Source organism: Hymenobacter sp. IS2118 (genome assembly GCF_000715495.1).
In the GTDB taxonomy this organism is placed as follows: Bacteria; Bacteroidota; Bacteroidia; order Cytophagales; family Hymenobacteraceae; genus Hymenobacter.
Genome location: NZ_JNLX01000128.1, coordinates 60,451 through 85,616, shown reverse-complemented (window position 1 = coordinate 85,616; position 25,166 = coordinate 60,451). Strand labels below are relative to the sequence as shown.

General features: G+C 61.4%; 23 protein-coding genes. 18 read left to right on the top strand and 5 right to left on the bottom strand.

Annotated features, from left to right (window positions below; all coding sequences use genetic code 11):
• The 3 genes from GM79_RS26530 to GM79_RS11440 all read left to right on the top strand — a co-directional run.
• Positions 1-119: transposase (locus tag GM79_RS26530; protein ID WP_152559961.1), on the top strand; the 119-nt coding region annotated here is incomplete at its 5' end.
• A gap of 37 nt (positions 120-156) precedes the next feature.
• Positions 157-480 carry a bacteriorhodopsin gene (locus GM79_RS11445; RefSeq protein ID WP_081867707.1) on the top strand — a complete coding sequence of 108 codons (324 nt, stop codon included), beginning with the start codon at positions 157-159 and terminating at the stop codon, positions 478-480.
• Positions 481-650: 170 nt separating this feature from the next.
• Complete coding sequence (locus GM79_RS11440; RefSeq protein WP_152559960.1) at positions 651-1,667, top strand: Brp/Blh family beta-carotene 15,15'-dioxygenase; 1,017 nt, start codon at positions 651-653, stop codon at positions 1,665-1,667.
• Positions 1,668-1,694: 27 nt separating this feature from the next.
• Here GM79_RS11440 and GM79_RS24275 read toward each other — a convergent pair whose 3' ends face one another.
• Positions 1,695-3,119: an AAA family ATPase gene (locus GM79_RS24275; protein WP_081867705.1), complete on the bottom strand. Its 1,425-nt coding sequence runs from the start codon at positions 3,117-3,119 to the stop codon at positions 1,695-1,697.
• A 141-nt stretch (positions 3,120-3,260) separates the two neighbouring features.
• A complete protein-coding gene (pnuC, locus tag GM79_RS11430; protein ID WP_051718804.1) occupies positions 3,261-3,899 on the bottom strand; it encodes a nicotinamide riboside transporter PnuC in 639 nt (212 codons plus the stop codon).
• A 72-nt stretch (positions 3,900-3,971) separates the two neighbouring features.
• On the opposite strand from pnuC, the gene GM79_RS11425 reads away from it, so the two are divergent.
• From GM79_RS11425 to GM79_RS11405, 5 genes are all read left to right on the top strand, one after another.
• Positions 3,972-4,304 (top strand): rhodanese-like domain-containing protein, encoded by a 333-nt coding sequence (locus GM79_RS11425; protein WP_035563840.1) that lies wholly within the window; start codon positions 3,972-3,974, stop codon positions 4,302-4,304.
• A gap of 419 nt (positions 4,305-4,723) precedes the next feature.
• On the top strand, positions 4,724-5,512 hold the full coding sequence (locus GM79_RS11420; protein ID WP_081867703.1) for a YqjF family protein: 789 nt from the start codon (positions 4,724-4,726) through the stop codon (positions 5,510-5,512).
• Positions 5,513-5,521: 9 nt separating this feature from the next.
• Entirely contained in the window at positions 5,522-8,257 is a 2,736-nt protein-coding gene (gene hrpB, locus GM79_RS26070) for an ATP-dependent helicase HrpB (protein WP_235184045.1), read from the top strand.
• A 105-nt stretch (positions 8,258-8,362) separates the two neighbouring features.
• Positions 8,363-9,091, top strand: a complete 729-nt coding sequence (locus GM79_RS23015; protein WP_051718803.1) for a DUF2490 domain-containing protein — start codon at positions 8,363-8,365, stop codon at positions 9,089-9,091.
• A gap of 96 nt (positions 9,092-9,187) precedes the next feature.
• Positions 9,188-10,099, top strand: coding sequence for a fatty acid desaturase (locus GM79_RS11405; protein ID WP_081867702.1), 912 nt, complete (start codon positions 9,188-9,190; stop codon positions 10,097-10,099).
• A 96-nt stretch (positions 10,100-10,195) separates the two neighbouring features.
• Here the strand turns inward: GM79_RS11405 and GM79_RS11400 are convergent, their stop codons facing one another.
• Together GM79_RS11400 and GM79_RS11395 are read right to left on the bottom strand one after the other, a co-directional pair.
• Positions 10,196-11,035: an FRG domain-containing protein gene (locus tag GM79_RS11400; RefSeq protein WP_051718801.1), complete on the bottom strand. Its 840-nt coding sequence runs from the start codon at positions 11,033-11,035 to the stop codon at positions 10,196-10,198.
• A 96-nt stretch (positions 11,036-11,131) separates the two neighbouring features.
• Positions 11,132-11,983, bottom strand: a complete 852-nt coding sequence (locus GM79_RS11395) for an oxidoreductase (protein WP_035563831.1) — start codon at positions 11,981-11,983, stop codon at positions 11,132-11,134.
• 151 nt (positions 11,984-12,134) lie between these two features.
• Here GM79_RS11395 and GM79_RS11390 point away from each other — a divergent pair, with 151 nt between their 5' ends.
• From GM79_RS11390 to GM79_RS23010, 10 genes are all read left to right on the top strand, one after another.
• On the top strand, positions 12,135-13,547 hold the full coding sequence (locus GM79_RS11390; protein ID WP_051718800.1) for an alpha/beta hydrolase-fold protein: 1,413 nt from the start codon (positions 12,135-12,137) through the stop codon (positions 13,545-13,547).
• Between the two features lie 88 nt (positions 13,548-13,635).
• On the top strand, positions 13,636-15,114 hold the full coding sequence (gene guaB / locus GM79_RS11385; protein ID WP_035563826.1) for an IMP dehydrogenase: 1,479 nt from the start codon (positions 13,636-13,638) through the stop codon (positions 15,112-15,114).
• Between the two features lie 179 nt (positions 15,115-15,293).
• On the top strand, positions 15,294-16,793 hold the full coding sequence (locus GM79_RS11380) for a PP2C family protein-serine/threonine phosphatase (RefSeq protein ID WP_161787164.1): 1,500 nt from the start codon (positions 15,294-15,296) through the stop codon (positions 16,791-16,793).
• Between the two features lie 21 nt (positions 16,794-16,814).
• The gene (locus GM79_RS11375) at positions 16,815-17,144 is read left to right on the top strand and encodes an STAS domain-containing protein (protein WP_051718798.1); all 330 of its coding nucleotides are present in this window, start codon (positions 16,815-16,817) and stop codon (positions 17,142-17,144) included.
• Positions 17,145-17,264: 120 nt separating this feature from the next.
• Positions 17,265-17,678: an ATP-binding protein gene (locus tag GM79_RS11370; protein ID WP_035563818.1), complete on the top strand. Its 414-nt coding sequence runs from the start codon at positions 17,265-17,267 to the stop codon at positions 17,676-17,678.
• A gap of 264 nt (positions 17,679-17,942) precedes the next feature.
• Positions 17,943-20,264: a peptidylprolyl isomerase gene (locus GM79_RS11365; RefSeq protein WP_035563814.1), complete on the top strand. Its 2,322-nt coding sequence runs from the start codon at positions 17,943-17,945 to the stop codon at positions 20,262-20,264.
• 236 nt (positions 20,265-20,500) lie between these two features.
• The gene (locus tag GM79_RS11360) at positions 20,501-21,880 is read left to right on the top strand and encodes a peptidylprolyl isomerase (protein WP_235184044.1); all 1,380 of its coding nucleotides are present in this window, start codon (positions 20,501-20,503) and stop codon (positions 21,878-21,880) included.
• 98 nt (positions 21,881-21,978) lie between these two features.
• Complete coding sequence (locus GM79_RS11355) at positions 21,979-22,935, top strand: AAA family ATPase (RefSeq protein WP_035563811.1); 957 nt, start codon at positions 21,979-21,981, stop codon at positions 22,933-22,935.
• Positions 22,936-23,027: 92 nt separating this feature from the next.
• A complete protein-coding gene (locus GM79_RS11350; RefSeq protein ID WP_035563809.1) occupies positions 23,028-23,453 on the top strand; it encodes a hypothetical protein in 426 nt (141 codons plus the stop codon).
• Between the two features lie 68 nt (positions 23,454-23,521).
• The gene (locus GM79_RS23010) at positions 23,522-24,073 is read left to right on the top strand and encodes a GNAT family N-acetyltransferase (protein WP_051718796.1); all 552 of its coding nucleotides are present in this window, start codon (positions 23,522-23,524) and stop codon (positions 24,071-24,073) included.
• Positions 24,074-24,127: 54 nt separating this feature from the next.
• Here GM79_RS23010 and GM79_RS11340 read toward each other — a convergent pair whose 3' ends face one another.
• A complete protein-coding gene (locus GM79_RS11340) occupies positions 24,128-25,159 on the bottom strand; it encodes a hypothetical protein (protein WP_035563806.1) in 1,032 nt (343 codons plus the stop codon).
• Positions 25,160-25,166: the final 7 nt, after the last annotated feature.

The following is a 25,166-nucleotide window of genomic DNA, read 5'->3' as shown; positions in this document are numbered from 1 at the left end:
TCGAACGCTTTTTCGGACGCATGAAGCAGTATCGCCGCTTGGCCACCCGCTACGAGAAGACCATCGTTTCCTTCCTCGCGTTCTGGCATATCGGAGCAGCACTTGATTGGCTTAGATGAATAACTCATTTCTTAATGTCCTCACGCCCTAGGCTACATCTACATTCTGTATTCGGCCTGGATTGGTGAAGTGGCGCAATTGGCTGCCAAATCCGAATCGGAAGCCGTGCAGAAGGGCGTGCGGGCGCTGGCCTGGTTTATTCTGGTGGGCTGGGCCATTTACCCCATCGGCTACATGGCCATGCCCGGCGGCCTGCTGGGCCCCGACGGCGCGGGCCTGCTCCGCCCCTCCGACCTCGACCTGATTTACAACATTGGCGATGCCATCAACAAAATCGGGTTTGGCCTCGTTGTGTACGGCATTGCCCGGAGCGAATCGGCGGTAAAAGTTGCCCCTCAAAGCGCCACTTCCGTGGTGTAAGGGGCGTCCTAACCGAGCTTTGTCGGCGGGCCAAAATGGCCAGTGAGCAAAACTCTGGTAACGCATCGCACGGACTTCCCAACCTGACTGGGAGCAATTGATAACAGGCCGTTGTACTGCGCTAGCTGTGCAGCGGCCTGTTTTGTTTCTCATTGTTTTACCCCGACTCCATGCCTACTGCACTTGCACCCGACTGGTCTCATCGCTCCTACTCCTATGCCGCAGTGCTGGTGTTGGTGGGCCTTGGGGTAGCTTTTCCGGCAGTGGCGGGCTGGCTGCTGGGAGTGCCGCTGGCCCTGGGCATGGTGGTGCTGGGCGTGGCCCACGGCGCCTGCGACCAGTTTGTACTGCCCGCCAGCCAGCCGCCGGGCCGGGCCACCATGGATTGGCAGTACTGGGGCCGGTTTCTGTTGGGATACCTCGGGCTGGCCGCACTGGTGGGCCTGCTCTGGTGGTGGTGGCCGGTGGCTACGGTGGCGGGATTTTTCCTGCTCACGGTGTGGCACTGGGGCTCGGCCGATGCACCCGTCAACGCCCAGATACCCAACAGCTGGTGGCTCGCCCACAGCCTGTTGCGGGGCCTGCTCATTTTTGCGGTACCGGCCTGGGGCCGGGCCCAGGAAACCCGGAGCCTGGTGAACGAGCTGCTTGCTTTCGTGGGCGCGGCCGACGTTTCGGTGGCCACGTTTCAGGCCATTGCGGTGGTGCTGGGCGTGTTGGTGGTGGGCGGGCACGCGGCGCTGTGGGCCGGCTACGCGGCGCGGGCCCGAACCGACCTGCTCAAAACCGAGCTGGTGGAAGTGGCCATGCTCACGCTATTGTTCGTGGCGCTGCCGCCGCGGCTTTCGGTGGCGGTGTATTTTGTATTCTGGCACAGCCTGCAGCACATTTTGCGCCTCAATGGCTGGCTGGGCTACGCCTCGGGCAGCAGTGGCCCGGCCAGCCGGTCGGAGCTGCTGGGGCAGTTGGGTTTCTTTCTGCGCCGGGCTGCGCCGCTGCTGCTGCTCAGCTGCGTGGCGCTGCTGGTGCTGGGCCGCGTGCTAGCCCCGCGCCTGCCCGATGCCACGGCCTGGTTTAGCCTGGCACTAGTTATTGCCGCCATCGTGACGCTGCCCCACGCCCTACTGGTTACGACGGTGATGGACGCCCACCGGTGGAAAAACCTGGGGCCGGCCAAGCGCCCATAATTCCCCATCAAAGGCACTTGCTCTCTGCTATCCTACTTCAATGCTGTAACTGGCCGAGAATACCTGGCCAGGGTCCAGGCTCAGAATGCCTTCTTTGTCGCTGAGCTCACCGGGGGCGCCCGTGGGGCTGGCAATGCCGTGCCAGGGCTCAATACACACGAAGCCGGCGCCGGGTCCTTTGGTCCAGAGGCCGAGGTAGGGGAAGCCATCGAACCGGAGCCGCACGAAACGCGCCGACTTGTGCGACCGTAGCGTCAGGCGCGTAAAATCGTAGTGCTTGAACACCAGGGCATCGTCCGCAAACAGCTCGTAGCTGAGCGGCAGCTCCTGTTCATTGTTGAGGACGGGCGCAGTTTGGCCCGTTAGCAGGCCTCCTTGCAAGAGATGGCGCGCCAAGGTTACGGGGTGGTCGAATTCAAAGAAATAATCTTCAAACGCTTCGTCGGGCAGCAAGGGGCAGCGGAATGCCGGATGCGCGCCGATACTGAACAGCAGCGGCTGGCCAGCAGCGGGGTTGCGCACGTCCCAGCGCACGCCGAGCTCGGCGTCGCGCAGCGTGTAGGTGATGGTAAGCTCGAAATCAAAGGGGAAATTGACGCGCGTTTTTTCGTCCTGCCGCAGTTGAAACACGAGCGTCGAGGCGCTTTGCTGAACCACGGCAAATACCCGGTCGCGGGCAAAACCGTGCTGCGACAAGTGGTACGTGCGCCCTTCGTGGTAGTAGGTATCATCGGGCAGGCGGCCCACCAGCGGAAACAATACCGGCGCGTGCCGCCCCCATACAGCTGGGTCGGCCGGCCACAGGTACTCGATGCCATCGGCCAGGGTTACCAGGCTGGTGAGCTCGGCCCCGGCAGCGGCAAACGTGGCGCGGCAGCTGGAGGACGCAAGCGTGTAGTGGGCGGGGCGCACGGACAGGACAGGAGGTTGGGCGGAACGGGATTGCAGCAGCTCGTCAATCAGAAAGCACGCCTGGGCGAAGCGACGGTCTTCGTTGCCGGAAATCTCGGCAAAATTGGCCATTTGCTCGCGCAGCTCGCGCTGGTAAAGGTCGTAGAAATGCTGGCGCAGAAAGGGGTGCTCGCGGAGCGGGTCCGGCTGCCAGGGAAGGTCGATGCCCATGAGCAGCACCAGGTCGTAATGTTCCTCGCTGATGCGGCGCAGTATCCACTCGGGGCAGGTGCCAAAGGCGTGCTCTGCCCAGATTTTTATAACCAGCAGGTCGCTGTCGTAAAACACCACGCCACTGGCCTGGGCTTCGGCCTGCACTTCGGCCCGCACCTGGCCCCGCGCAATTGCTTCGATGTCTTCGGACGAATAATGGGGGCCGGAAGCGGCCAGATACTCGCGGGCGAATTCGGGGGCAAAAGAAGTACCGTAATGAGCCGCCAACCGCGCGGTTAAGGTTGATTTACCCGTGGATTCGGGACCGGTGAGGGAGACACGCAGCAACTTATAAAGGGCTTAAAAACAGGTGAACGAAGGAAACAATGGCTTAAATAAAACCAGTAATTCTTTAACCGGTGCAATTTAGCACATTCATAACCTCAATATCACCGGCCTTCGTGCTGCCAAGCGGTATCCGCCCACGCCTTACCAAACAGCGGGCGACGCTTCCTGCCGGCCCAGCTCGCGCCGCCACTGCCAGTAGCCGTAGGCGGCCAGGGCGAGATATAGAAAATAAAGCAGACTCACGAAATACAGCTCTTTGTACCACAGCACGGGCACGTAAATAACATCAACCAACAGCCATAACAGCCAATTTTCGAGCCGTTTGCGGGTGAGCAGGTACTGCGCCACAATGCTGGCGCCCGTGGTAAAGCTGTCGATGTAGGGAAAAGCCGCGTCGGTGCTGCTGTGCAGGTAGTAGCCGAAACCCAGTGTAAAGAAGGCCGCAAATGCCGCGCCCAACAGCCACTCGCGGCCCCGCGTGTGGCTCACACCCAGCTCCGTGGCGTTGCGCCCGCCATAGAGCCACTCGTACCACCCGTAGCCGCTCAGCAAAATGAAGAGTCCCTGCAATCCGCAATCCGCATAGAGCTTCGCTTTGAAATACACGAACACAAAGAGCAGGCAGCTGACGATGGCCACCGGAAAATTCCAGAGCGACTCGCGGGCCGCCAGCCACACGCAGGCGAAGCCCGTGACCACGGCCACCAGTTCCAGCGGCGTAGTGGCCTGCCAATAATGCGCAAACGAGGTTGGAATATCCAGCAACAGCAGGGCGAACACGCGGGCACTGCCCGCCGGGAAGCCGCAAGATAGGGGCAGCAGGGCTATTTTTGCAGCTTCAGCACCTAGCTTATGCCCAATAATTCCCTCGAAATCAATTCCGCCGACCTGCACGCCCGCCTGCAAGCCGGCGAAGACCTGCAGCTCGTGGACGTGCGCCAGCCCGAAGAATTCGACTACTGCCACATTCCCGGCAGCCTCCTATTGCCGCTGGACGAGCTGCCGCGCCGCGCCGCCGAAATCCGGGCCGCCGGGCCGGTGGTGCTCATCTGTCACCACGGCGTGCGCTCGGCCCAGGCGCTGGGCTACCTGCGCCACCGCCTCGCCCACACCAACCTGCTGAACCTGCGCGGCGGCGTGGCCGCCTGGGCAGCCGAAGTGGACCCCACGTTTCCGCGCTATTGAGCAGTCTGTGGGAGTCGCTTAGCCCCGATTCATAGACCGCACCAATTATAGACCGCACCAACGTGCAGCAAGTGGTAGGCAGGCGCCAAGGCGCGTTCCTGCATCCACCCTGCGTGTGTGGTATCGGTGCTTCGAGCCGGCCCTGGTCACCCTATCCGTTTTCATATCCGCTGCCGTCGAAGCTGTTCAGAAACTAAAAAATGTTGTTATCCTGAGCTTGCGAAGGACCTTCACAAGCAGGCAGTGCTTGGCAATTATCCAAATAGGTCGTCATGCCGATTTGGATAGGCTCATAGCGTCAGGAACTAAATAGGGGCTTGCGAGAAGGTCCTTCGCAGGCTCAGGATGACAATATTGTTTAGTTTGTGAACAGCTTTAATGTTTGGGAGTTAGACACGCAAACAACTCTGCCGCTCCCCATGCCCGATTTCCCTGGTTCCTCCGCGCTGCTAACCGCAACTGACGCGCCCACTTTAGCCAGCCGGGTGGCGCTGCGCGACCGGCCGGCCGGCACACCGTTGCTGCGTCAGGAGTGGGGCGACCTGCTGTTTATGCACTGGCCGGTGCCGGCCGAGCTGCTGCAGCCGCACCTACCACCCCGGCTGCGCATCGACACCTACGATGGCATGGCCTGGCTGGCAGTAGTACCGTTTCGCATGTCGAAAGTGCGCACCCGCTTCACGCCGCCAGTGCCGGGTGCCAATGAATTTCTGGAGCTGAACGTGCGTACCTACGTGCACCTCGATGGCGTGCCGGGCGTGTGGTTTTTCTCCCTCGATGCCACCAACGCGCTGGCCGTGTGGGCGGCCCGCACCTTTTTCAACCTTCCCTACCTGCGGGCCACCATGCGCCTGGACCGCCCCGGCCCCGACCTGCGCCAGTTCCGGGCCGAGCGCACCCACGTCGGGGTGCCGGCCGCTACATTTAACGCTACCTGGGCGGTAGGCGCGCCCCTGCCCCCTGCCGAGCCCGGCTCGTTGGCCTTTTTTCTCACCGAACGATATGCGCTCTACGCCAGCAATCGGGCCCACACCAAGCTCTACCGCGGCAGGGTGGCGCATTCGCCGTGGCCCCTGCACGCGGCCACTATGTTGCATTACGAATCAACGCTGGTAGAGAGCCACGGCCTGCCCACGCCCACGGGCCCGCCCGTGCTGCACGCCGGCAGCCCCGTGAGCGTGGAGCTGTGGCCCCTGCGACGGGTGTAATTTTGGAGGGTGAAACCCGCCTTTGTCCTGCCCCCGCTGCCCGATTTACCTATTATCGCGGCCCTACCGGCCCTGCGGGCTGCTCTGGCCGCGCACAGCCGCGTGGTGCTGGAAGCGCCTCCCGGTGCCGGTAAAACCACCGTGGTACCGCTGGAGCTGCTGGCCGCAACCTGGCGGAATCCCGACGATAAAATTCTGGTGCTGGAGCCCCGGCAACTGGCCGTGCGCGGAGCCGCCGCCCGCCTGGCGCAGCTGTTGGGCGAGCCCGTGGGCCGTACCATCGGCTACCGCGTGCGGCTGGATAGTAAGGTGTCGAAGGAAACCCGCGTGGAGGTAATCACCGAAGGTATTCTTACGCGCATGATTCAGGACGACCCGGCCCTGGAAGGCGTGGCGGCCGTGGTGTTCGATGAGTTTCACGAGCGCAGCCTGAACGCCGACCTGGGGCTGGCCCTGGCCCTGGATGCGCAGGCCGTGCTGCGGCCCGAGCTGCGGATTTTGATAATGAGCGCCACGCTGGAGGCCCAGCGGCTGGGCCAGTGGCTGCCCGCGCCGGTGGTATCGTCGGCCGGTTTTCTGTTTCCGATTGACACCCACTACCTCGACCCGCGCCGGGCGTCGGCGCTGCCCAACAAGCCCAACGAGCGGCTGGCTGAGCTGGTCCCCGCTCAGGTCCGCGCCGCCCTGCACACGCATCCCGAAGGCGACATTCTGGTGTTTCTGCCCGGCGTGGGCGACTTGCAGCGCAGTGCCCGCAAGCTCACCGACGCCCTGCCCGACCACGTAGAGCTGCACCTGCTGCACGGCGAATTGCCCCTCGAAACCCAGGATGCAGCCCTGCGCCCCGCCCGCGCCGGCCGCCGCAAAGTCATCCTGGCCACCAGCATCGCCGAAACCAGCCTCACCATTGAGGGCGTGCGGGTGGTGATTGACGGCGGGTTTGCCCGGGTGCCGCGCTTCGTGCCCCGCACCGGCTTCACCACCCTCGAAACCGTGCCCGTGGCCCGCGCCGCCGCCGACCAGCGCCGGGGTCGCGCCGGACGCCTCGCCCCCGGCACCTGCTACCGCCTCTGGACCGAGGCCGAGCACCACAACCTGCCCGCACACCGCCCGCCCGAAATCCATACCGCCGACCTCAGCAGCCTGGTCCTGGAGCTGGCTCTCTGGGGCGCGACAGACCCTGTTAGTCTGCGTTGGCTGGACGTGCCGCCGGTGGCGGCCTTCGCTCAGGCCCGCGAGCTCCTCTTGCGCCTGGGCGCTTTGGTAGGGCAGGAGGGTAAGGGGGTAGGAGGGTTTGAGGGTAAGAGGGTGGGAGGGTTTGAGGATGCCGATACATTAGCCCTCAACCCAACTCCTACCCTCTTACCCTCTTACCCTCCTACCCTAAAACCCAAAACTCCTCCTACCCTAAAACCAACGCCGCACGGCCGGCAGCTGGCGGCGCTGGGCCTGCCGCCCCGGCTGGGCCATTTAGTGGTGCGCGGGCAGGAGCTGGGCCACGGCGCGGCAGCGGGCGCGTTGGCAGCGTTGCTGGCCGAGCGCGACCTACTGCGCTGGGCTTCCCCCACCGATACCCGGCCCGCGCCGCCCGACTTGCGCCTGCGTCTGGAAGCGTTGGAGAGTGGCCGGCCACCGCTGCCGGGACTCGCGCTGCACCATGCCACGCTGCAGCGCGTGCGCGACGTGGCCCGCAACCTGCACGCCCGGCAACGGCTGGCGGCGGGGGCGGGCGGCTATTCCGCGGCGCAGGCGCCCGTGGGGCTACTCACGGCGCTGGCTTACCCGGACCGGGTGGCGCAGCGCGAAACCCACGACCGACTGCGTCTGGTAACGGGCCAGCGCGTGAGCTTGAACACCACGGATGTAGACCCGCAGGCAGAATTTTTTGCGGTGGCCCACCTGGCGGGTACGGCTTCGGCGCCCCGTGCTACGCTGGCTGCGCCCTTGGGCAAGGATGAGCTGGAGCTGGCCTTCGCCGACCAGATTACCACCACGGACGAAGTGCGCTACGACGTTTTGGCGCAGCGCGTGGTGGGCCGCCGGGTACGCCGGCTGGGGGCATTGCTACTGTCGGAAGCGGTTATTGGCCAGCCCGACCCGGTGCTGGTGAGCCAGGCGCTGGGGGCGTATTTGCAGGAAGCAGGGCTGAGCAAGTTGAGTTGGACGGCCGAGGCCCGGCAGCTACAGCAGCGACTGGAGTTTTTGCGTCACCACTTTCCGGCTTCAGAAGCTATTTCCGAGGCCGATTGGCCCGCATTCGATGACGAAACCTTAACCCGGGAGCTTGCCCAGTGGCTGGGCCCGCACCTAACGGGCCTCAAGACCCTGACCGAGGTGCAGCGCCTCAACCTGGTGGAACCGCTGCTGGCGCGCCTGCCCGGCGGCTGGACGCAGCGCCAGGTGCTCGACCGCCTCGCGCCGGCCGCGCTGGAGGTGCCCAGCGGCTCGCACATCACCCTGGATTACAACGACCCGGCCGCCCCGGTGCTGGCCGTGAAGCTTCAGGAGCTGTTTGGGCTGACCGAAACGCCCACCGTTGCTGGGGGCCGCGTGCCGCTACTATTGCACCTGCTCTCGCCGGGCGGGCGGCCCGCGCAAGTCACGCGCGACCTGCGCAGCTTTTGGGAACGGGGCTACTTTGAGGTGCGCAAGGACCTGAAGGGCCGCTACCCCCGCCACCCGTGGCCCGACAAACCGATGGAGCACATCCCCACCCGACTCACCAAAAAGCGGCTGGGCCAGTAGCCGATTTTCGTTAACGGCTAAGGGTCAATGTTATCATTTGCTCAAAATCGCTGATTTTTGAGGTAACAATTACATAACATTGGTAATTAATGGCGTAATTGAGGTATGAAACACTTCTTCGCGCTATTGGTACTGGCTTTGTGGGCGGGGCCGGCACAGGCCCAGAGCGGCGGGGCGCCCGTGGGCTGGCTGAAACTCAGCGCCGATTTGCCGTTGCGCGGCCGCTGGAGCATGTACTCGGAGGTAGAAACGCGTCAGGGCAATGCCCAACTCACGGCCCAGCAGCTTGGCCGCCTGGGTTTCCGCCTCAATGTTTCGCCCAACCTCAGCCTCACCACCGGCTACGTGCTGGCGGCTAACGAGTTTACTACCCGCGGCGACATCATCACCACTCCGGAGCACCGCTTCTACCAGGAAGTAGCTGTGGCCGACGCTACCGGCGCTATACGGGCCAGCCACCGCCTGCGGGCTGAAGAGCGGTGGTTACGCACCGCACCGGAAACAGCCTTCCGGTTCGCGACGCGCCTGCGCTACCAGCTGCGGCTGGTGGTGCCGTTGCGGGCGGGCGGGCTGCTGCCGGTGGGCGGTATGTTTTTGGTGGCGGGCAATGAAGTATTCGCCGGTCTGGGCCAGCGCGAGGGACAGAGCTTTTTGGAGGAAAACCGCGCCAGCGCTGGCCTGGGCTACCGCTTGAGCCACCGCGCCACCCTGGAAATGGCCTACCTGCACCAGACCCAGGCGGCAGGGGCGGCCGGCGCATCCCTGGCCCGCAACGCCGTGCAGCTGAGCGTGGCTGTGGCCACCCCAGCCCGCCACGCGCTGGTACGGCGGTAGCCCCGCCAGATACCGCGCGAACCAAGCAAAATAGGCGTTGTGGGCTGGATTTCTGCGATGTAATTTCGTAGGAGAAAGCAGCTAACCCGCCCCCGCATGCAGCATTTCGGCCCCAATTATCCCGTTATAGCCGGTGACCGGCTTCGTCCAGGTTGGTTTAAGATTTTCTGGCTTTACCTAATGCTGGTCCCGGCTTTGGTGTGGGGTTGGTCAAGCTTATCGGGTCCACTTAGCCTGGCTTCCGCGCTGATTACGGTAGTTACCGTGGGATTTGGGCTTACCATTGGCTTGCACCGGGGCATCATCCACCGCTCGTACCGCTGCGCGCGGTTTACGCGCGGGGTACTGGTGTATTTATTCGTGCACACCGGCCTGGGCGGGCCGCTGAGTTGGGTGCGGGTGCACTACTTCCGTGACTATTGGCAAAACCGCACCGACTGTCCGGCCTATTTTCGCTACGACCATTCCCTGCTGCGCGATTACTACTGGAACCTGCACTTTGCCCTGGAACCGGGGGACGTCGGCCGCTACGAAATTCCTGATGAGGATTTAACCGACCCCTGGCTGGTATTCCTGGAAAAAACCTGGTACCTGCACGTACTCGGGGCGGCTGGCCTCATCTGGATGCTTTTCGGGTTTGAGGCGATGATAGTATGCGGGCCGCTGCGTATCAGCATCATTACGATGGGCAACTGGTTTGTGGGCTATGTATCGCACAAATACGGCTACACCCGCTACCACATCGACGATGCCACCGAGCACGGCTACAACAACTGGCTGCTAGGCGCCCTGTCGTTTGGCGAAGGCTTCCACAACAACCACCACGCCCACCCCAGCTCCGCCAAAATGAGCACGGCCTGGTACGAGTTGGACCTGGGTTGGTACCTCGTGGCCGCCCTGCGAGCCGTGGGCCTGGTCTGGGACGTGCAAGTGGTAGGCCACGACCACACCCAGAAAGCCCGCGCCAAAGAACACCGCTTCCGCTGGCACTGGCCCTGGCAGGACTGAACTGCTTTTGAGCTACAAGCTGTCAGCTGCAAGCCACAAGCCTTGCAATATGTGAGCTTGCGGCTTGCGGCTTACAGCTGGTGGCTCAAAGCTCAATCAGCGCATTTCGTTGTCGTCGAGGAAGGCGCCGCCGTTGCCTCGGGGCGAGTAGTGGCGGTGCAGCCAGCGGCTGAGGCCCCCGAGTCCGGGCAGCAGCACCCGCTCCGTAATATTGGCCTGGTCGAGCTTGTCGCGCACTTCCCACTTCAGCCGGGCCGGAATCACAATGCGGAAGTACAGCTCGGGGCGCTCGGTGAGCCAGTTGTGCAGCACGCTTTGGGCCGTGCTCATCAGCGAAAACAGGGCGTGCTGGTGCACAATGCGGGCGTCGAGGCTGGGCGGCTCCAAAAACAGCACGTAAGGCACTTCCTGCAGCTCTTCCAGCTCGTTGAGGTCGTTGGCCAGGGGCCGCAACAGCTCAGAGGTGAAGACGTTGGAACCTTCCTTTTGCAGGGCCTGGCGCAGGCGCTGGGGCAGGTGCTCGGCGGCTTTCACGTAGTTGAGGGCCCAGATAATGCCGTCTTCGTGGTAGGCGTCGAGGTCGTCGGTGGCGAAGTGCAGGGCCACGTAGGGCGAGTACGTCCAGTCGAGCAGGCGCGTGGGCAGGCCATGGTGCTGGGCCAGGGCCAGCCAGTCCCAGGTGCTAGCCGCCTGAATGGTTTGGGTGGTGTCGTGCGCGTACTTGCGGAAGTTGCGCAGCAGGTGGTTTTCCAGCTGGTGGTACTCGCCGCCCAGCCGTTGCAAGCTGGTATTCAGCTCATAGTGGCGCGAGCGGCTGCCGCGGTACACATACGGTGAGCGGAACCGACCCAGCCGGCTGTCCCAAGTATCCTGAAACAGCAGGCGTTGCAGGTCTTCCCAGGAAGTGGCTTCGTAATCGTTGGCAGCAAGGGGCATAGTTGTGAGGTAAGCTTTAGCTTGCCGTGAGGGAAGTACAGGCCATAACATAGCTGCCGGCCTACTTAACGGCAAGCTAAAGCTTACCTCACAAATTTACTCGCCGGCCGGGAAATCGGCAGCGTCGCCCATGTCGGCATACTGCTCCAACTCCTGGCTGAGGGCGGCGAATTTTTCGCGGGCACCCTTCACAGCGGCTTTGCCCAAAGGCAGATGCAGGGGCGGGTTTTCCATTTGCGCTACCTCGTACATGGCTTTGGCGGCGCGCACGGGGTCGCCGGGCTGGCGGCCGCTGTAGCCCTGAATGGCGCGCATGTTTTCGCCCGCAGTGGCTTGGTAGTCTTCTATTTTGGTATCGGCAAAGGTGGCCGACTCGCCCGCCCATTTCGTGCGAAAACCGCTGGGCTCGATGTTCGTCACTTTAATGCCTAGCGGCCCTACCTGCTGGCTCAGGCTTTCGCCGATGGCTTCGAGGGCAAACTTGCTGGCGTTGTAGATGCCCACGCCGGGGAAGGTTTTCAGGCCGCCGATGCTGGTGATGTTGAGCACATGGCCCGACCGGCGCTCGCGCAGGTGCGGCAGCACGGCCCGCAGCACGTGCAGCACGCCAAACACGTTCACGTCGAACTGCCGCTGCACTTCTGCGGCCGGCACTTCTTCGATGCTGCCCATTGAGCCGTAGCCGGCATTGTTCACCACCACGTCGAGGTGTTCAAAATGGGCAATGGCGTCGGCCACGGCGGTTTTCACTTGGGCCTCGTTGGTCACGTCGCATACCACGCCGAAGGTGCGGCCGGCTTCTTTGGCGGTGAATTCCTCGGCCTGCTCGGGCTTGCGGAAGGTGGCGGCCACGCGGCCGCCCTGCTCCAAAACGTAAGTGGCCAGGGCTTCGCCGAAGCCAGATGAGGCCCCGGTGATAAACCAGGTTTGGGGAGTGGAATCAGGCATAAAAATCAGATTAGGAAATGGTAGGCGTTAAGACGGATTGCGGCCGCGAATTGTTTGCGGCCCCAGCCCTCGCGCCCCGAACACAGGACCCAGCCGTACCTTTGCGTCCCCCCAAAATCCCACTCTGCACTCCCGCCCTGCATCATCGCCGATGAAAAACCTTTTCTCGCTTCTCCTCTTCTTGTTTGGCCTCACGGCGCAGGCGCAGGTCACGTTCAAAATCACCGCCGTACCGGCCAACACCCCAGCTGATGCCACGATTTACATGGCGGGCACTTTCAATAACTGGAACCCGGCCAGCGCTGCACACACGCTCACCCGCAACGCCGACGGCAGCTACGAAATCACGCTGCCCGCCGCCACCGGCACGATTAAATACAAGTTCACCCGCGGCGCGTGGGCATCGGTCGAAACTACTGCTTCCAACGGCCAGGTGCCCGACCGGGCGTACACCTTCGGCAGCAGCACCGGGCCAGTACTGCACCAGGTACTGAACTGGGAAGACCTGGCCGGCGGTACTCCGGGCGGCGGCCAGTCCACGGCGGCGGCCAATGTGAGCGTTATTTCCACCTCGTTTGCGCTGCCGCAGCTGGGGCGCACCCGGCGCGTGTGGCTGTACCTGCCGCCCGGCTACGCCACCAGCGGCCGCCGCTACCCCGTGCTGTACATGCAGGACGGCCAGAACGTGTTCGACAGCCGTACCGCCTTTGCCGGCGAATGGGGCGTGGATGAAGCCCTGAACCTGCTCAATACCAATGGCCAGGACCCCACGGGCTGCATTGTGGTGGCCGTGGACAACGGCGGCGCCAGCCGCCTCGACGAGTATTCGCCCTGGAAAAACCCGCAAAATGGTGGCGGCCAGGGCGATTTGTACGTGGATTTCCTGGTTGAAACCCTCAAGCCCTACATCGACACCAACTACCGCACCCTGGCCAGCCGCGAGAACACCGGCATTGCCGGCTCCAGCATGGGCGCCCTCATCGCGACGTACGCGGCCCTGCGCCACCCAACGGTTTTTGGTAAAGTGGGCGTGTTTTCGCCGGCTTTCTGGTTTGCAGCGCAGCCCTTGTTTGCCTACGTGCACCAGCACCCGGCCAATCCCAACACCCGTTTCTACTTCGTGAGCGGCACCACTGAAAGCGCTACCATGGTGCCCTACATGGCCGCCATGCGCGATTCGCTCCTGCGCGGCGGCGTGCCGGCTGCCAACCTGAGCTTCAATCCGCGTGCCGATGGGCAGCACGCCGAATGGTTCTGGCAGCGCGAATTCCCGGCGGCCTACACTTGGCTGTTCGCGCCCGCTACTATTACGCCGGTCCGCCAAAGCCAACGGCTGCAAGCCAGCGTGTACCCCAACCCGGCCACTCAGGAATTGCGGATAGCCCTGCCAGCTTCACTAATCGACGGCCGGCTCGAAATTACCGATGCCCGCGGCCGCACGGTGCTGCGGACCGCCGTGCGCAACGGCGACGCCGTGAGCCTGCGCAACCTGGCGGCGGGGCTATACCTGTCGCGGATAACGGCCGGCGGCGAGGTGCGAGTGGTAAAATTCGCAAAAGAGTAACCCGGCAACGGAATTTAGGCTGGCGCTAACCCAACTCCGCGCCGTACCTTTGCCTGGCAAAAGGCCCCAACCCCCAATCCCTTTTGCTATGGCGGATTCCGCAACCCCCAAAATTGCCTTCGAGGCCCTGACTTACGACGACGTACTGCTGCTGCCAGCGTACTCCGAAGTACTGCCCCGCGACTGCGACACCGGCACCCGCCTCACCCCCAACATCCGGCTGCAAACCCCGCTCATTTCGGCGGCCATGGACACCGTTACGGAGTCCGACATGGCCATTGCGCTGGCGCAGGAAGGTGGCTTGGGCATTATTCACAAGAATATGTCCATCAAGGCGCAGGCCGACCAGGTGCGCCGTGTGAAGCGCAGCGAGTCGGCGCTAATTCAAGACCCGCTCACCCTGCCGCCCACCGCCACCCTCGCCGATGCCCGCCAGCTAATGCGCAAGCACGGCATCGGTGGCATTCCCGTAATTGGCGACGACCGCCGCCTGGAAGGCATTCTCACCAACCGCGACCTGCGGTTTGAAAAGGACCTGAGCCGGCCCGTCACCACCGTAATGATTCCGCTCAGCCGCCTCGTTACCGCACCAGCTGGCATCGACCAGACCGAAGCTGAACAGCTTCTCACCGACAGCAAAGTAGACAAGTTGCCGCTGCTGGACAGCGAAGGCCGCCTGGCTGGCCTCATGACTTATAAGGACATTCGCAAGCGCCGCCGGACACCACACGCCAGCAAAGACAGCCAGGGCCGGTTGCGCGTAGGCGCCGCCGTTGGCGTTACCCCCGACCTGCTTCAGCGCGTAGCCGCTTTGGTTGAAGCCGGAGTAGACATTGTAAGCCTCGATACCGCCCACGGCCACTCCAAAGGCGTGATGGACGCCGTGCGCGCCATCAAAGCCGCTTATCCGAACCTGGACGTGATGGCCGGTAACGTGGCCACTGCCGCCGGGGCCCGCGCCCTGGCCGACGCCGGGGCCGACTGCGTGAAGGTGGGCGTGGGGCCAGGCTCCATCTGCACCACGCGCATCATTGCCGGCATTGGCGTGCCACAGCTTTCGGCCGTGCTGGAAGCCGCGCGGGGCTTGGCCGGCACCGGCGTAACGCTGGTAGCCGATGGAGGCATTAAATTTTCGGGTGATGTAGTGAAGGCTTTGGCAGGTGGCGCGGCAGCCGTAATGGTGGGCTCGCTGCTGGCTGGCACCGAGGAGGCTCCCGGCGAGCTGATTATTTACGAAGGCCGCAAGTACAAGTCGTACCGCGGCATGGGCTCGGTGGAGGCGATGGAAGACGGTAGCAAAGACCGGTACTTCCAGGATGCCGAAGACGACGTGAAGAAGCTGGTGCCCGAGGGCATTGTGGGCCGGGTGCCGTTCAAGGGCAATGTATCGGAGGTGATTTACCAGTTGGCGGGCGGCCTGCGGGCGGGCATGGGCTACGTGGGCGCGGCCAATATGGAGGCACTGCAAGCGGCGCAGTTTGTGCGCATTACCGGCGCCGGCCTGCGCGAGTCGCACCCGCACGATGTGCAAATCACCCGCGAAGCCCCGAACTATTCGAGCCGCTAAACTAGGTCGGTCAGGGCTTGTGGCTCAAGGGGCAGCGTTGGCTTATGCTGGCGCTGCCCTTATTGCACAGGCCAAAATCGTACACTTGAATTTCGATAGGCAATAGTATCTTGCATGCCGGTTGGGCGTCTGCCAAGATGCAACAGGCTGGTGCTTTTGTATTATTCGTAGTCCTATCCGTGCGTCATCCGCTGCTGTATATTGGTTTTGCCTTCACGCTGCTGAGCATTAGCTTGGTGGTAGCCAACATCGTAGGCATGGGGCTGGCAGCTACGCCAGTGTCGAGTTGGATGCTACTGGCAGCCATGACGGGCCTGATGGGTATCCTCTGGCAGCTGTTTACCCGCCCGCCCGCCCGGCCCGCGGCCGTAGTGGCCCCTCCCCAAGCCACCGCGCCGCGGCAGATGGAGCTTCAAAGCCTGCAGCGCCTGGTGCAAATTGTGCAGCATGGCCAAACTTCCGGCGAAGTGTACAGCATACTGTTGGAGTCGGCGGTGCAAACGGTGAAGGCCGATGCCGCCTGGCTGGTGCTTTTGCCGGACCACGTTAAGGTCGAAGCCGCCGAAGTCATTCAGTATTATAATATCCTACCGGCGCAGGCCGAAGAGCTGCGTAGACACCTGAGCAGCTATACGCCGCCGGACGATGAGTACATCACCAACGACCTCAATTTACGACCTGGCTTTGAAGGTACCAAGCAGCGCTTTCGCTCACTGCTGCAGCTGCCGCTGCGGGGCCTGCATTTCGAGTACGGCACGCTTTACTTGCTCAAGGCCGAGCCCAACACGTTCGATGGCGAAGACCTGAGCATTCTGCAAACCTTTACCAGCCAGGCGGTACTCAGCATCGAAAACCTGGAGCTGGTGCGAACTTCGCTGGCAAATCAGCGCACGCAGGAGGAACTCAAGATTGCCTCCCAGGTGCAGGACAGCCTCATTCCCAAGAACCTGCCCACCGACAACTGGTTCGAAATCAGTTCGCATTCGCTGGCGGCCAAGGAAGTGGGCGGCGACTTCTACGACTTCCTGCACCTGCCCGGCCGGCGGCTGGCCGTCATCATCGGCGACGTGAGCGGCAAAGGCGTGACGGCCGCCTTCCACATGGCCCAGATGAAGGGGATTTTCCATTCGCTGATGCAGGAAAACCCGCTGGCCAAAAACGAGCGCGACAAATTCCCAGTGCCCAGCCGCTTCATGGCCCAGGCCAACGCCGCCCTCACCCACTGCCTCGAAAAGTCTTCCTTCATCACCTCCTCGCTCTACATCATCGATTATGAGCAGGGCGGCTTCGTGTTTGCCCGCGCCGGACACTGCCACACGCTCTACTACCACGCCCTGCGCGAGGAAGTGTTCTATTTCGAATCTACGGGCCTCGGCCTCGGAATTATTCGAAACGAGAACTATGAAAAGCACATCAAAAACCAGTTTTACGACTACAGCCCCGGCGATGTGATGGTGATATATACCGACGGCATCGTGGAGGCTCGCGGCGGCGACGGCACCGACGAGTACGGCGAAGACCGCCTCAAGCTGCGCCTGGAAGAAAGTTATTTCCAGGAAGCCGACGACATTAAATCGTTCATCCTTGCCGACTTGAATGGCTTTACCCACGGCTTTCCCATTCACGACGACCAGACCCTGTTGGTTATAAAATTCAAGTCCGCTCAACCCCCACAGTGAGCCTGACGTATCGTTCTCATTATGAAAGTTACCGCTCAACCCACCGCCGATACGCTCACCCTCCTGCTGGACGGCGAGCTGGACGCTAGCTCCGCCATTGTTCTTGATACTGAGCTAGCAAAACCCGATATTCTCGACTACCGCAAGGTATTAGTCGACTGTGCCAAGCTTAGCTATATTTCGTCGGCTGGCCTGGGGGTATTTATTTCGCACCTGCAGCGGTTTCAGGATGCCAATGTGAAACTGGTATTCTTCAACATGCAGGAAAAAGTTTTCAACGTGTTTGAAATTCTGGGGCTCGATGCCCTGATGACCATCGTGCCCACCGCCACCGAAGCGGAAGCCGCGTAGAAAGTCAGGAATGTTGAGGGGTGAATGTGGGGTTAATGAGAGCGTCGTTTTCATTAACTCAACATCCAACCCCCAGCATTCACCCCCGGCATTCAACCCTCAACATTCACCCTTTCCGAAGTGAAGTCTGCTCTCCGCATTGCTTGCTCACGCATCCACCTCCAACAGGTGCGTGACTTTGTGCGGAATTACCTCAGCAACCGGCAGCTGCCCGAAGTGGCCATTAACCAAGTGGTACTGGCGGTGGATGAAGTGGTGGCTAATTTTATCATCCATGCCAATGGTGAGGATGAAAACCAATTTCTGGACCTGGAAATAGACCTCAGCGAGCGGGAGCTGAACGTGCAAATCGCGGACAACGGCGACACCATTTACCTGCCGGAAGCCCACCAAAACCCCGATTTGCGGGACTACATCCGCCAGGGACGCAAGGGCGGCATGGGCATGACGCTGGTGAACCGGCTCATGGATAAGGTAGAATTTTTTACCCGCGGCAACCACACCGTTTGCCACCTGAGCAAGCACCTGGCCTAACGAGAAAGCCCCAACAGCGCGTCGCGCTGGGCGAAGCCCAAGCACCGTTGCCGCGCAGCCAGTCCATTCCGTGAACTGGTTGCGCGGCAATATGCTTTTGGTCCTACCCGGCACGACGTTTTTTTCAATCTATCTCCAAAACAGCGGCGAAGGCATTCTACTTGCTTCGTTTCCCTCCAAAAATTAGTTAATTTCGCACTGGTACTTTTATGCCCGCGCCATTCCAACTCCCCTTTTTGGCGCTTTCGTCTCCTATCTGTTCCTATGCACAAACGCATTCTGTACGCCGGCACGGCCGTCGTAACACTGCTGGCTGGCTGTCAGGCCGCTAAACCCGCTGCTTCGGCTGCCGCTGCTTCTACTGCCACCGGGCCCGTTGTCGAAACGCTGGGAAACTACGCGGTACCGGCCAATGAGTTTGCCTACGTCTACCGCAAAAACAACAGTACGGCCTCCGACTATGGCACCCGCCAAAGCGTGACCGATTACCTGGACCTGTACACCAACTTCCGCCTCAAGGTACTGGATGCCGAGCAGCGCGGCCTCGATACCACGCAGGCCTTCAAACGCGAGCTCGACGGCTACCGCCAACAGTTGGCCCAGCCCTACCTCACCGAAAAAAGCGTAACCGACCAGCTCGTGCGCGAGGCTTACGCCCGCATGAGCCAAGAAGTAAGCGCCTCGCACATTCTCATTCGCGTTACGCCCGATGCCACGCCGCAGGACACGCTGGCCGCTTTCCAGAAAATCCAGGGCATTCGCCAGCAGGTAGTGGGCGGCACCGATTTTGCGCAGCTGGCCCGCACCCTGAGCGAAGACCCTTCGGCCAAGGAAAATGATGGCAAGCTGGGCTATTTCACCGCCATGCAGATGGTGTATCCGTTCGAGTCGGCGGCTTACAACACGCCCGTGGGTGAGGTTTCGGCCCCCATTCGCACGCGTTTTGGCTACCACATCATTAAGGTGAACGACAAGCGGGCCGCACAGGGCGAAATCAAGGTGGCCCACCTCATGATTCGCATGACGCCCAACGCGCCGACGGCGGATTCGCTTACGGCCAAGAAGAAAGTCGACGAGTTGTACAGCCGCCTGAAAAAGGGTGAAAACTGGGAAAAGCTCGTGGCACAGTTCTCGGAAGACGCGGGCTCGGCACCTAACGGCGGCGAGCTGCCGCCCTTCGGCACGGGCCGTATGATTCCGTCATTTGAGGAGGTGGCTTTCAAGCTGCAAAAGCCCGGCGACATTGCGGCCCCGGTCCAGACGCCCTACGGCTGGCACGTCATCAAGCTGATTGAGCGCCAGCCCCTGGCCCAGTTTGCCGACATGGAACCAACCCTGAAGGCCAAAGTCGCCAAGGACTCGCGCTCGGAGCTCAATAAAACTGCTTTTCTGAAGCGGGTGCGCCAGGAGAACCAGTTTATGGAGATTCCGGCGGCCAAAGTCTACGTTTTCAGCAAAGCTGACACGTCGTTGGTAGCTGGCCGGTTCAAGTACCAAATGGCGCTTGGCGAGGGCATGAAACCAGCGCAGGCGAAGGCAAGCGGGGGCAAGCTGCTACTGTTCACCATCAAAGACAAGCCCTACTACGCAGCTGATTTTCTGACCTTTGTGCAACAAAACCAGCGCCCCCGTGCGGGTGCGGAGCCGGCCTTTGCCATGCAGCAGCTCTACGACCAGTACGTGGAGCAGTCGCTGACCGAGTTCGAAAAGAACAACCTCGAAGCCAAGTACGAGGACTACCGCATGCTGGTGAAGGAATACCGCGACGGCATTCTGCTCTTCCAATTGATGGATGAGAAAGTATGGAGCAAGGCCATTGAGGACACCGTGGGCCTGAAAAACTACTTCGCGGCCAACCAGGACAAGTACCAGTGGGAGCCGCGCGTGCAGGGCACCGTCATCAGCGCCGCTACGCCGGCCCTGCTGGTCCGGGCTCAGAAAGAGCTGACGACAGCCCGTTTCCCGGTTACCAGGAACCTCCCTAAAACGGCAGTTTACGGCACCGGCACGGCCACCGTGGGCAAAGCTGCCGGCCAGGCGCTGGCAGAACTAGCCGACCGCATGCTGCAAGACACCCTGGCCCGCGTTACCCTCACGGGCCGCGTGAAAAAGGGTGAAAAAACCAGCTTGGCCCGCGCCCGCGCCGAATCGGCGGCTACTTATTTGCAGGGCCGGGGCGTGCCGGCCAGCCGCATCAGCAAGGCGGCCCCAACGGCTGCCAGCACTGCGGGCGTGCAGGTGGCCCTGGTGACCGGCAGCCCGGAAGCCATCGAAGCCGAGTTGAACCTGAAGAATCCGTTGTCGGTGCAGATAACCCAGAAGGTGTTCCAGAAGGGCGAAAACAAGCTGGTGGATGAGCTGCTGCCCAAGGGGCCGGGCACTTACACGCTGCCCAAAGACGGCCGCTACAATACTGTCATCATCGACAAGATGCTGCCCGCCGGCCCTAAAACACTGGCCGAAGCCCGTGGCCAAGCTACTTCCGATTACCAGACGTACCTGGAAAAAGAGTGGATTACGGAAATGCGCGCAACCCGCCCTGTGCAGGTAAACGAGGCGGAGGTAAATAAGCTCATCACGAAATAGAAGTGCAGCAGTGGGGCGTTGGCAGTGAGTAGTTTTATGTAAACTACTCGCTGCCAACGCCCCGCAGGCGTCTTTCGGACACCATTGCAACCTTCGGATGCGGCCCGAACTCCTTGTTTTTGTCTGCCCACGGATTTATCGTGAAATTTGCGGGCCCGTTCGCGTGTTAGGCGTCCGTGGCTCAAGCTCCGGCGTTGGGCCGTTAGGCTTTACATTACTACTCTATGCTTTTTAACGTGAATCGCGCCGCAACGTCGGCTTTGCTTACCCTGCTATTGTTGTTGGGCTTTGCGCCCGCTTCCCACGCCCAGTTGGGCATTACCCGGCCCAAAGGCCAGCAATTGCTCGACGGCATCGTGGTGAAGGTGGACAATCAAATCGTGCTTCAGTCCGACGTGGAAAACGTGTACTTGCAGGAAGTAGCCCGCGCCGAAGGCAAGCCGCTACCACCTGATTTGAAGTGCAAAATCCTGCAAAGCTTGGTGTTGAACAAGCTGATGCTGGCCCGCGCCGAGGTGGACTCCGTGACCGTGACCGACCAGCGGGTGAACAGCGAAGTCGACCGCCGCATGGCCTATTTTGCCCAGCAGATTGGCTCCGAAAAACGTCTGGAAGAGCAGTATGGCAAGTCCATCAAAGCGCTGAAGGATGACTTGCGGCCCCAGGTGAAAGACCAGCTCACGCAGCAGGAAATGCAGCAAACCATCACCAGCAAAGTGGCGGTTACGCCGCGCGAGGTGGCGCAGTATTTCAGCAAAGTGCCCAAGGACAGCCTGCCTTATTTCAGCACGGAGGTGGAAGTGGGCGAGATTATCATCTTGGCGCAGGTGAACGACAAAGCCAAGCAGGCCGCCCTGGCCAAGCTCAACGACCTGCGGGCACAGATTAAAGGCGGCGCCGATTTTGCGACGCTGGCCAAGGAATTTTCCCAGGACCCCGGCTCGGCCAAAGAAGGCGGCTACCTCGGCTTTTTCAAGCGGGGCGAGCTGGTGCCGGAGTACGAGGCGGCTTCCATGAAACTGGAGCCGGGCCAGCTCTCGCCGGTGGTGCAGTCGCAGTTCGGCTTCCACCTCATTCAGTTCATTGAGCGCAAAGGCAATACGTTTTCGACGCGGCACATTCTGCTGAAGCCCGAAACGGGCACGGCCGACGCCAGCGCCGCCGCCCAAACCCTGACCAAACTGCGCCGTCAGATTCTGTCCGATAGCATCACCTTTGCCAAAGCGGCCAAAGAAAATTCGACTGATAAAGTCACCGGTGGCAACGGCGGTCTGCTCCAGAACCGCCAGGACGGCGGCACCCGCTTGCCCCTTGACAAGTTGGACCCGGCCATTTTCTTCACTATCGACACGATGAAAGTGGGCAGCATCACCCCGCCCCTGCCCTACCGCACCGACGACGGCAAGGACGCCATGCGCATCCTGTGGCTGAAATCGAACACCGCGCCCCACCAGGCCAACCTGCAGGAAGACTACCAGAAAATTGCGGCGGCCGCGCTCAACGAAAAGCGCAACAAAGCCCTGGACGAGTGGTTCCTGCAAAACCGGGGTACCGTGTACCTGGAAATCGCGCCGGAATATGCCCAGTGCAAAGTGCTGGACGTAGCTGAGCGCTAGTTGTCGGTTACTCGTAATCGGTTGTCGGGCTGGGCTCACAGCTTAACTTCGAGTAGCGTGCTAACAACTGCCACCTAATAACTGACAACTAACCGAGCATGATGAACGACAAAGAAGCCGCCGATGCGCTGGCCGCCTCCTTTCAGAAGCTGCGCCAGGAAATCGGCAAAGTCATCGTGGGGCAGGACGAAGTGGTGCGCTTGGTGCTCACGGCCGTGTTTTCGCAGGGCCATAGCCTCTTGGTTGGGGTGCCCGGCCTGGCCAAAACCCTGTTGATTCAGACCATTGCCGATTCGCTGGACCTGTCGTTCAACCGCATCCAGTTCACGCCCGATTTGATGCCTTCCGACATCGTGGGCTCAGAAACCATGAACCAGCAGCGGGATTTTCACTTCGTGAAAGGCCCCGTATTCGCTAACATAATTCTGGCCGACGAAATCAACCGGACGCCGCCAAAAACCCAGGCCGCCCTGCTCGAATCGATGCAGGAATACGCGGTGACCGTAGCCGGGCAGCGCTACCCGCTGGCGCGCCCGTTTTTCGTGCTGGCCACGCAAAATCCCATCGAGCAGGAAGGCACCTACCCGTTGCCTGAAGCCCAGCTCGACCGATTCATGTTCAACATTGAGCTGGGCTACCCCAGCTACGCCGAGGAGCTGAGCATCGTGCGCAACACCACGTCGGACCGCAAGCAGACGGTGAATAAAGTGCTGCACGCGGCCGACATTCAGGCATTTCAGGAGTTGGTACGGCGCGTGCCCGTGGCCGATAACGTGGTGGAATACGCCGTGAGCCTGGTGCACAAAACCCGCCCCAACACCGAGCGCGCCGCCCCCCGCGCCAACCAGCTGCTGGAATGGGGCGCCGGCCCGCGGGCCTCGCAGCACCTTGTGGTGGGCGCCAAATGCAACGCCCTGCTCAACGGCAAATACTCGCCCGATATTGAGGACGTGCGCGCCGTTGCGGTGCCCATTCTGCGCCACCGCCTTGTGCGCAATTTCAAAGCCGAAGCCGAAGGCATAGGCGTAGAGCAGATTGTGAAAGAACTACTTTAGAAATGCTGAGTTTTGAATGTTGAGGGTTGAATGCCCCAAGCGCCTTCAGCCTAAAACTCAAAACTCAACCCTCAACATTCAACCCTTCACTAGTGGAAGCCCAAGCCTACTATCAGCAATTTGAGCGCAACGTGCGCATCATCCTCGACGCCCTGGCGGCCGGCCTTGAGCTACGCACCACGGCCCTTGAAACCAGCCTGCCCATCGAAGTGTACGTGCTGTGCGAAGTGCTAAACCAGGGCGCGGGCGAAGACTTTGTGCTCAGCGCCACCGGCGTGGCCCGGCTGGCTGAGTTTCAGCAGCAGTTTATGAAGCATGAGGGCCAGACGCTGGCCGCCATGGCGCGCGTGCTGGCCGACAAGCGCGGCACCATGCGCACGCCCGAAGGCCGCGTGCTGATAAAGGAAATGCTGATTCGCCGCCTGGAGTTTTTCAACGAGGCAGCCCGGCAGGTGAACGTGATGCGCACGCAGCAGGCCTTAGGGAGCCCCAGCCAGTACGTGGGCGCAAACAAATAGCGTTTTTGATGCTTTCGAAAGGGCCGCTTCTGGGCACAGAGGCGGCCCTTTTTTCGTATTCTGCTGCCATGCTGCCCCGCGCCCCGCTCTATACCGAACGCCTCTGCCTGCGCCCCTACGAGCCGGCCGATGCCGACGACTTCTTCGCGCTGCTGCACGCCAACCGCGCCCGTCTCCAGTCCTCCTTCCCTGACCGCCTGCTGGCCGTGCGCGAGCCCACCGATGCCGTGGCTTCTCTACGAGCCTTCGTTGAGGACTGGCGCACCGGCCGCTTCTACGTGTTCGGTATCTGGCATCGGGCCACGGCCGAATACGTGGGCGACATCTGCCTCATGCCGCAGCTGAAGGGGCAGGCTGAAATTGGTTACTACCTGGCCGCCGCGGCCGAGGGACAGGGTTTTGCCCGTGAAGCCCTGCTGGCTACCATCGCCTTTGGGTTTGAATCGGTGGGCAGCCAGCGCCTGCTGGTGCGCTGTTACGCCCACAACGGGCGCGGGCAGGCCGTAGCCCGCGCCGCCGGCTTCCAGCTGGAGCCGCCATCCAAACGGATGCACTGGTTTCGCAATTCCGACGCGCTGGCCGATATCTGCCGCTTCTGGCTCGTGCGCGATGTGGCATAAGCTTCAGCTTGTGCGTGGCAACGTTGCGACGCACAAGCTAAAGCTTATGCCACGTTATTGCCCCACCCGCACCCGCTGGCTCACATTGCCCAGCAGCCATTCCTGCCGGAAATTCAGGTACACCCCAAAGGAGTAGTCCAGCAGCTTGGCGTTGAAGTCGTAAACCGGTTCCACGCGCACCGTAAGCGCGGCGGCATCCGAAATGCGGAAATCGCGCAGTAGTCGCACCAGCAGAATCCGCCGCTCACGGTCCAGAAACGCCGAGTTTGATACCGTCCGTGAGGCACTCTGGTACAAGTCGCCCCCCAGCGGCGCGATAAAGCGCGAGCCGCGCCAGTAGCTCAGCATCACATCCGCGTAGCGGGTTTCGAACGTGGTGTTCAGGTAAAAGCCGTTGCCGTACTTGAAGGGGTTTTGGCCCTGGGTCGGAGAGTTATCTTGGAAGCCGAGCACGTAGCCGTTGAAGCGGACAGCCCGAAGTACGCCACCATTTAAAGGACGGTACACCCCTATTCCGGCTGCTTCGTTTACCAACGTCTGCAAGGGCTTATCAACTGTGTCGATTTGCCCACCGCGGTGAGTTGCCGTGAGTTGAAAAGGTAGCGTTATTTGCCAGTTGCTGTTGTCACCGCTGATTCGGTAGCTCCCGCTTAGCCCACCCGCTATTTCCTCCTGAAAGTTGCTGTTGCGGTACTGCTGGCGCTGCCAGTCCACCCACACGTCCAGGAACAGCCTATTGCCAAGGTACCGGTACTGCAAGCCTTCTTCCAACGGATTCAGTATCACCCGCTCGAAATTGAGAAGCGGCTCAATGTAGTCATGATTAAGATTAGCCCGGATGTTTCCCAACATGAACTGATGGTTGTCCTTAGTCCAAGTGGCGCGATAAGTGGGGCGCACTTGCTGCAATTGCGGGTTGCCAAAGTCTTTCCACAGAAAAACGCCTGCTTCGAGGCGTAAATCCTTGGTGGGGTAATAAACCAACTGAGGGTTTAACTGTGTGCCAAACAACGTGTAGCCGTCCACAATCTTATTGAAGTACTCATTGTTTTTGAAGAAGGTGAACGAGTGCAAGCTTAACCTCACATCCCCA

Coding starts and splice junctions, on each gene's coding strand:
- GM79_RS11365 (WP_035563814.1), top strand. CDS start 17,943: ATGCACAAACGCATTCTGTACGCCGGCACGGCCGTCGTAACACTGCTG.
- GM79_RS11355 (WP_035563811.1), top strand. CDS start 21,979: ATGATGAACGACAAAGAAGCCGCCGATGCGCTGGCCGCCTCCTTTCAG.
- GM79_RS11405 (WP_081867702.1), top strand. CDS start 9,188: ATGCAGCATTTCGGCCCCAATTATCCCGTTATAGCCGGTGACCGGCTT.
- GM79_RS23015 (WP_051718803.1), top strand. CDS start 8,363: ATGAAACACTTCTTCGCGCTATTGGTACTGGCTTTGTGGGCGGGGCCG.
- guaB (WP_035563826.1), top strand. CDS start 13,636: ATGGCGGATTCCGCAACCCCCAAAATTGCCTTCGAGGCCCTGACTTAC.
- GM79_RS11400 (WP_051718801.1), bottom strand. CDS start 11,035: ATGCCCCTTGCTGCCAACGATTACGAAGCCACTTCCTGGGAAGACCTG.
- GM79_RS11375 (WP_051718798.1), top strand. CDS start 16,815: ATGAAAGTTACCGCTCAACCCACCGCCGATACGCTCACCCTCCTGCTG.
- GM79_RS11390 (WP_051718800.1), top strand. CDS start 12,135: ATGAAAAACCTTTTCTCGCTTCTCCTCTTCTTGTTTGGCCTCACGGCG.
- GM79_RS11425 (WP_035563840.1), top strand. CDS start 3,972: ATGCCCAATAATTCCCTCGAAATCAATTCCGCCGACCTGCACGCCCGC.
- GM79_RS11395 (WP_035563831.1), bottom strand. CDS start 11,983: ATGCCTGATTCCACTCCCCAAACCTGGTTTATCACCGGGGCCTCATCT.
- GM79_RS23010 (WP_051718796.1), top strand. CDS start 23,522: ATGCTGCCCCGCGCCCCGCTCTATACCGAACGCCTCTGCCTGCGCCCC.
- GM79_RS11420 (WP_081867703.1), top strand. CDS start 4,724: ATGCCCGATTTCCCTGGTTCCTCCGCGCTGCTAACCGCAACTGACGCG.
- GM79_RS11440 (WP_152559960.1), top strand. CDS start 651: ATGCCTACTGCACTTGCACCCGACTGGTCTCATCGCTCCTACTCCTAT.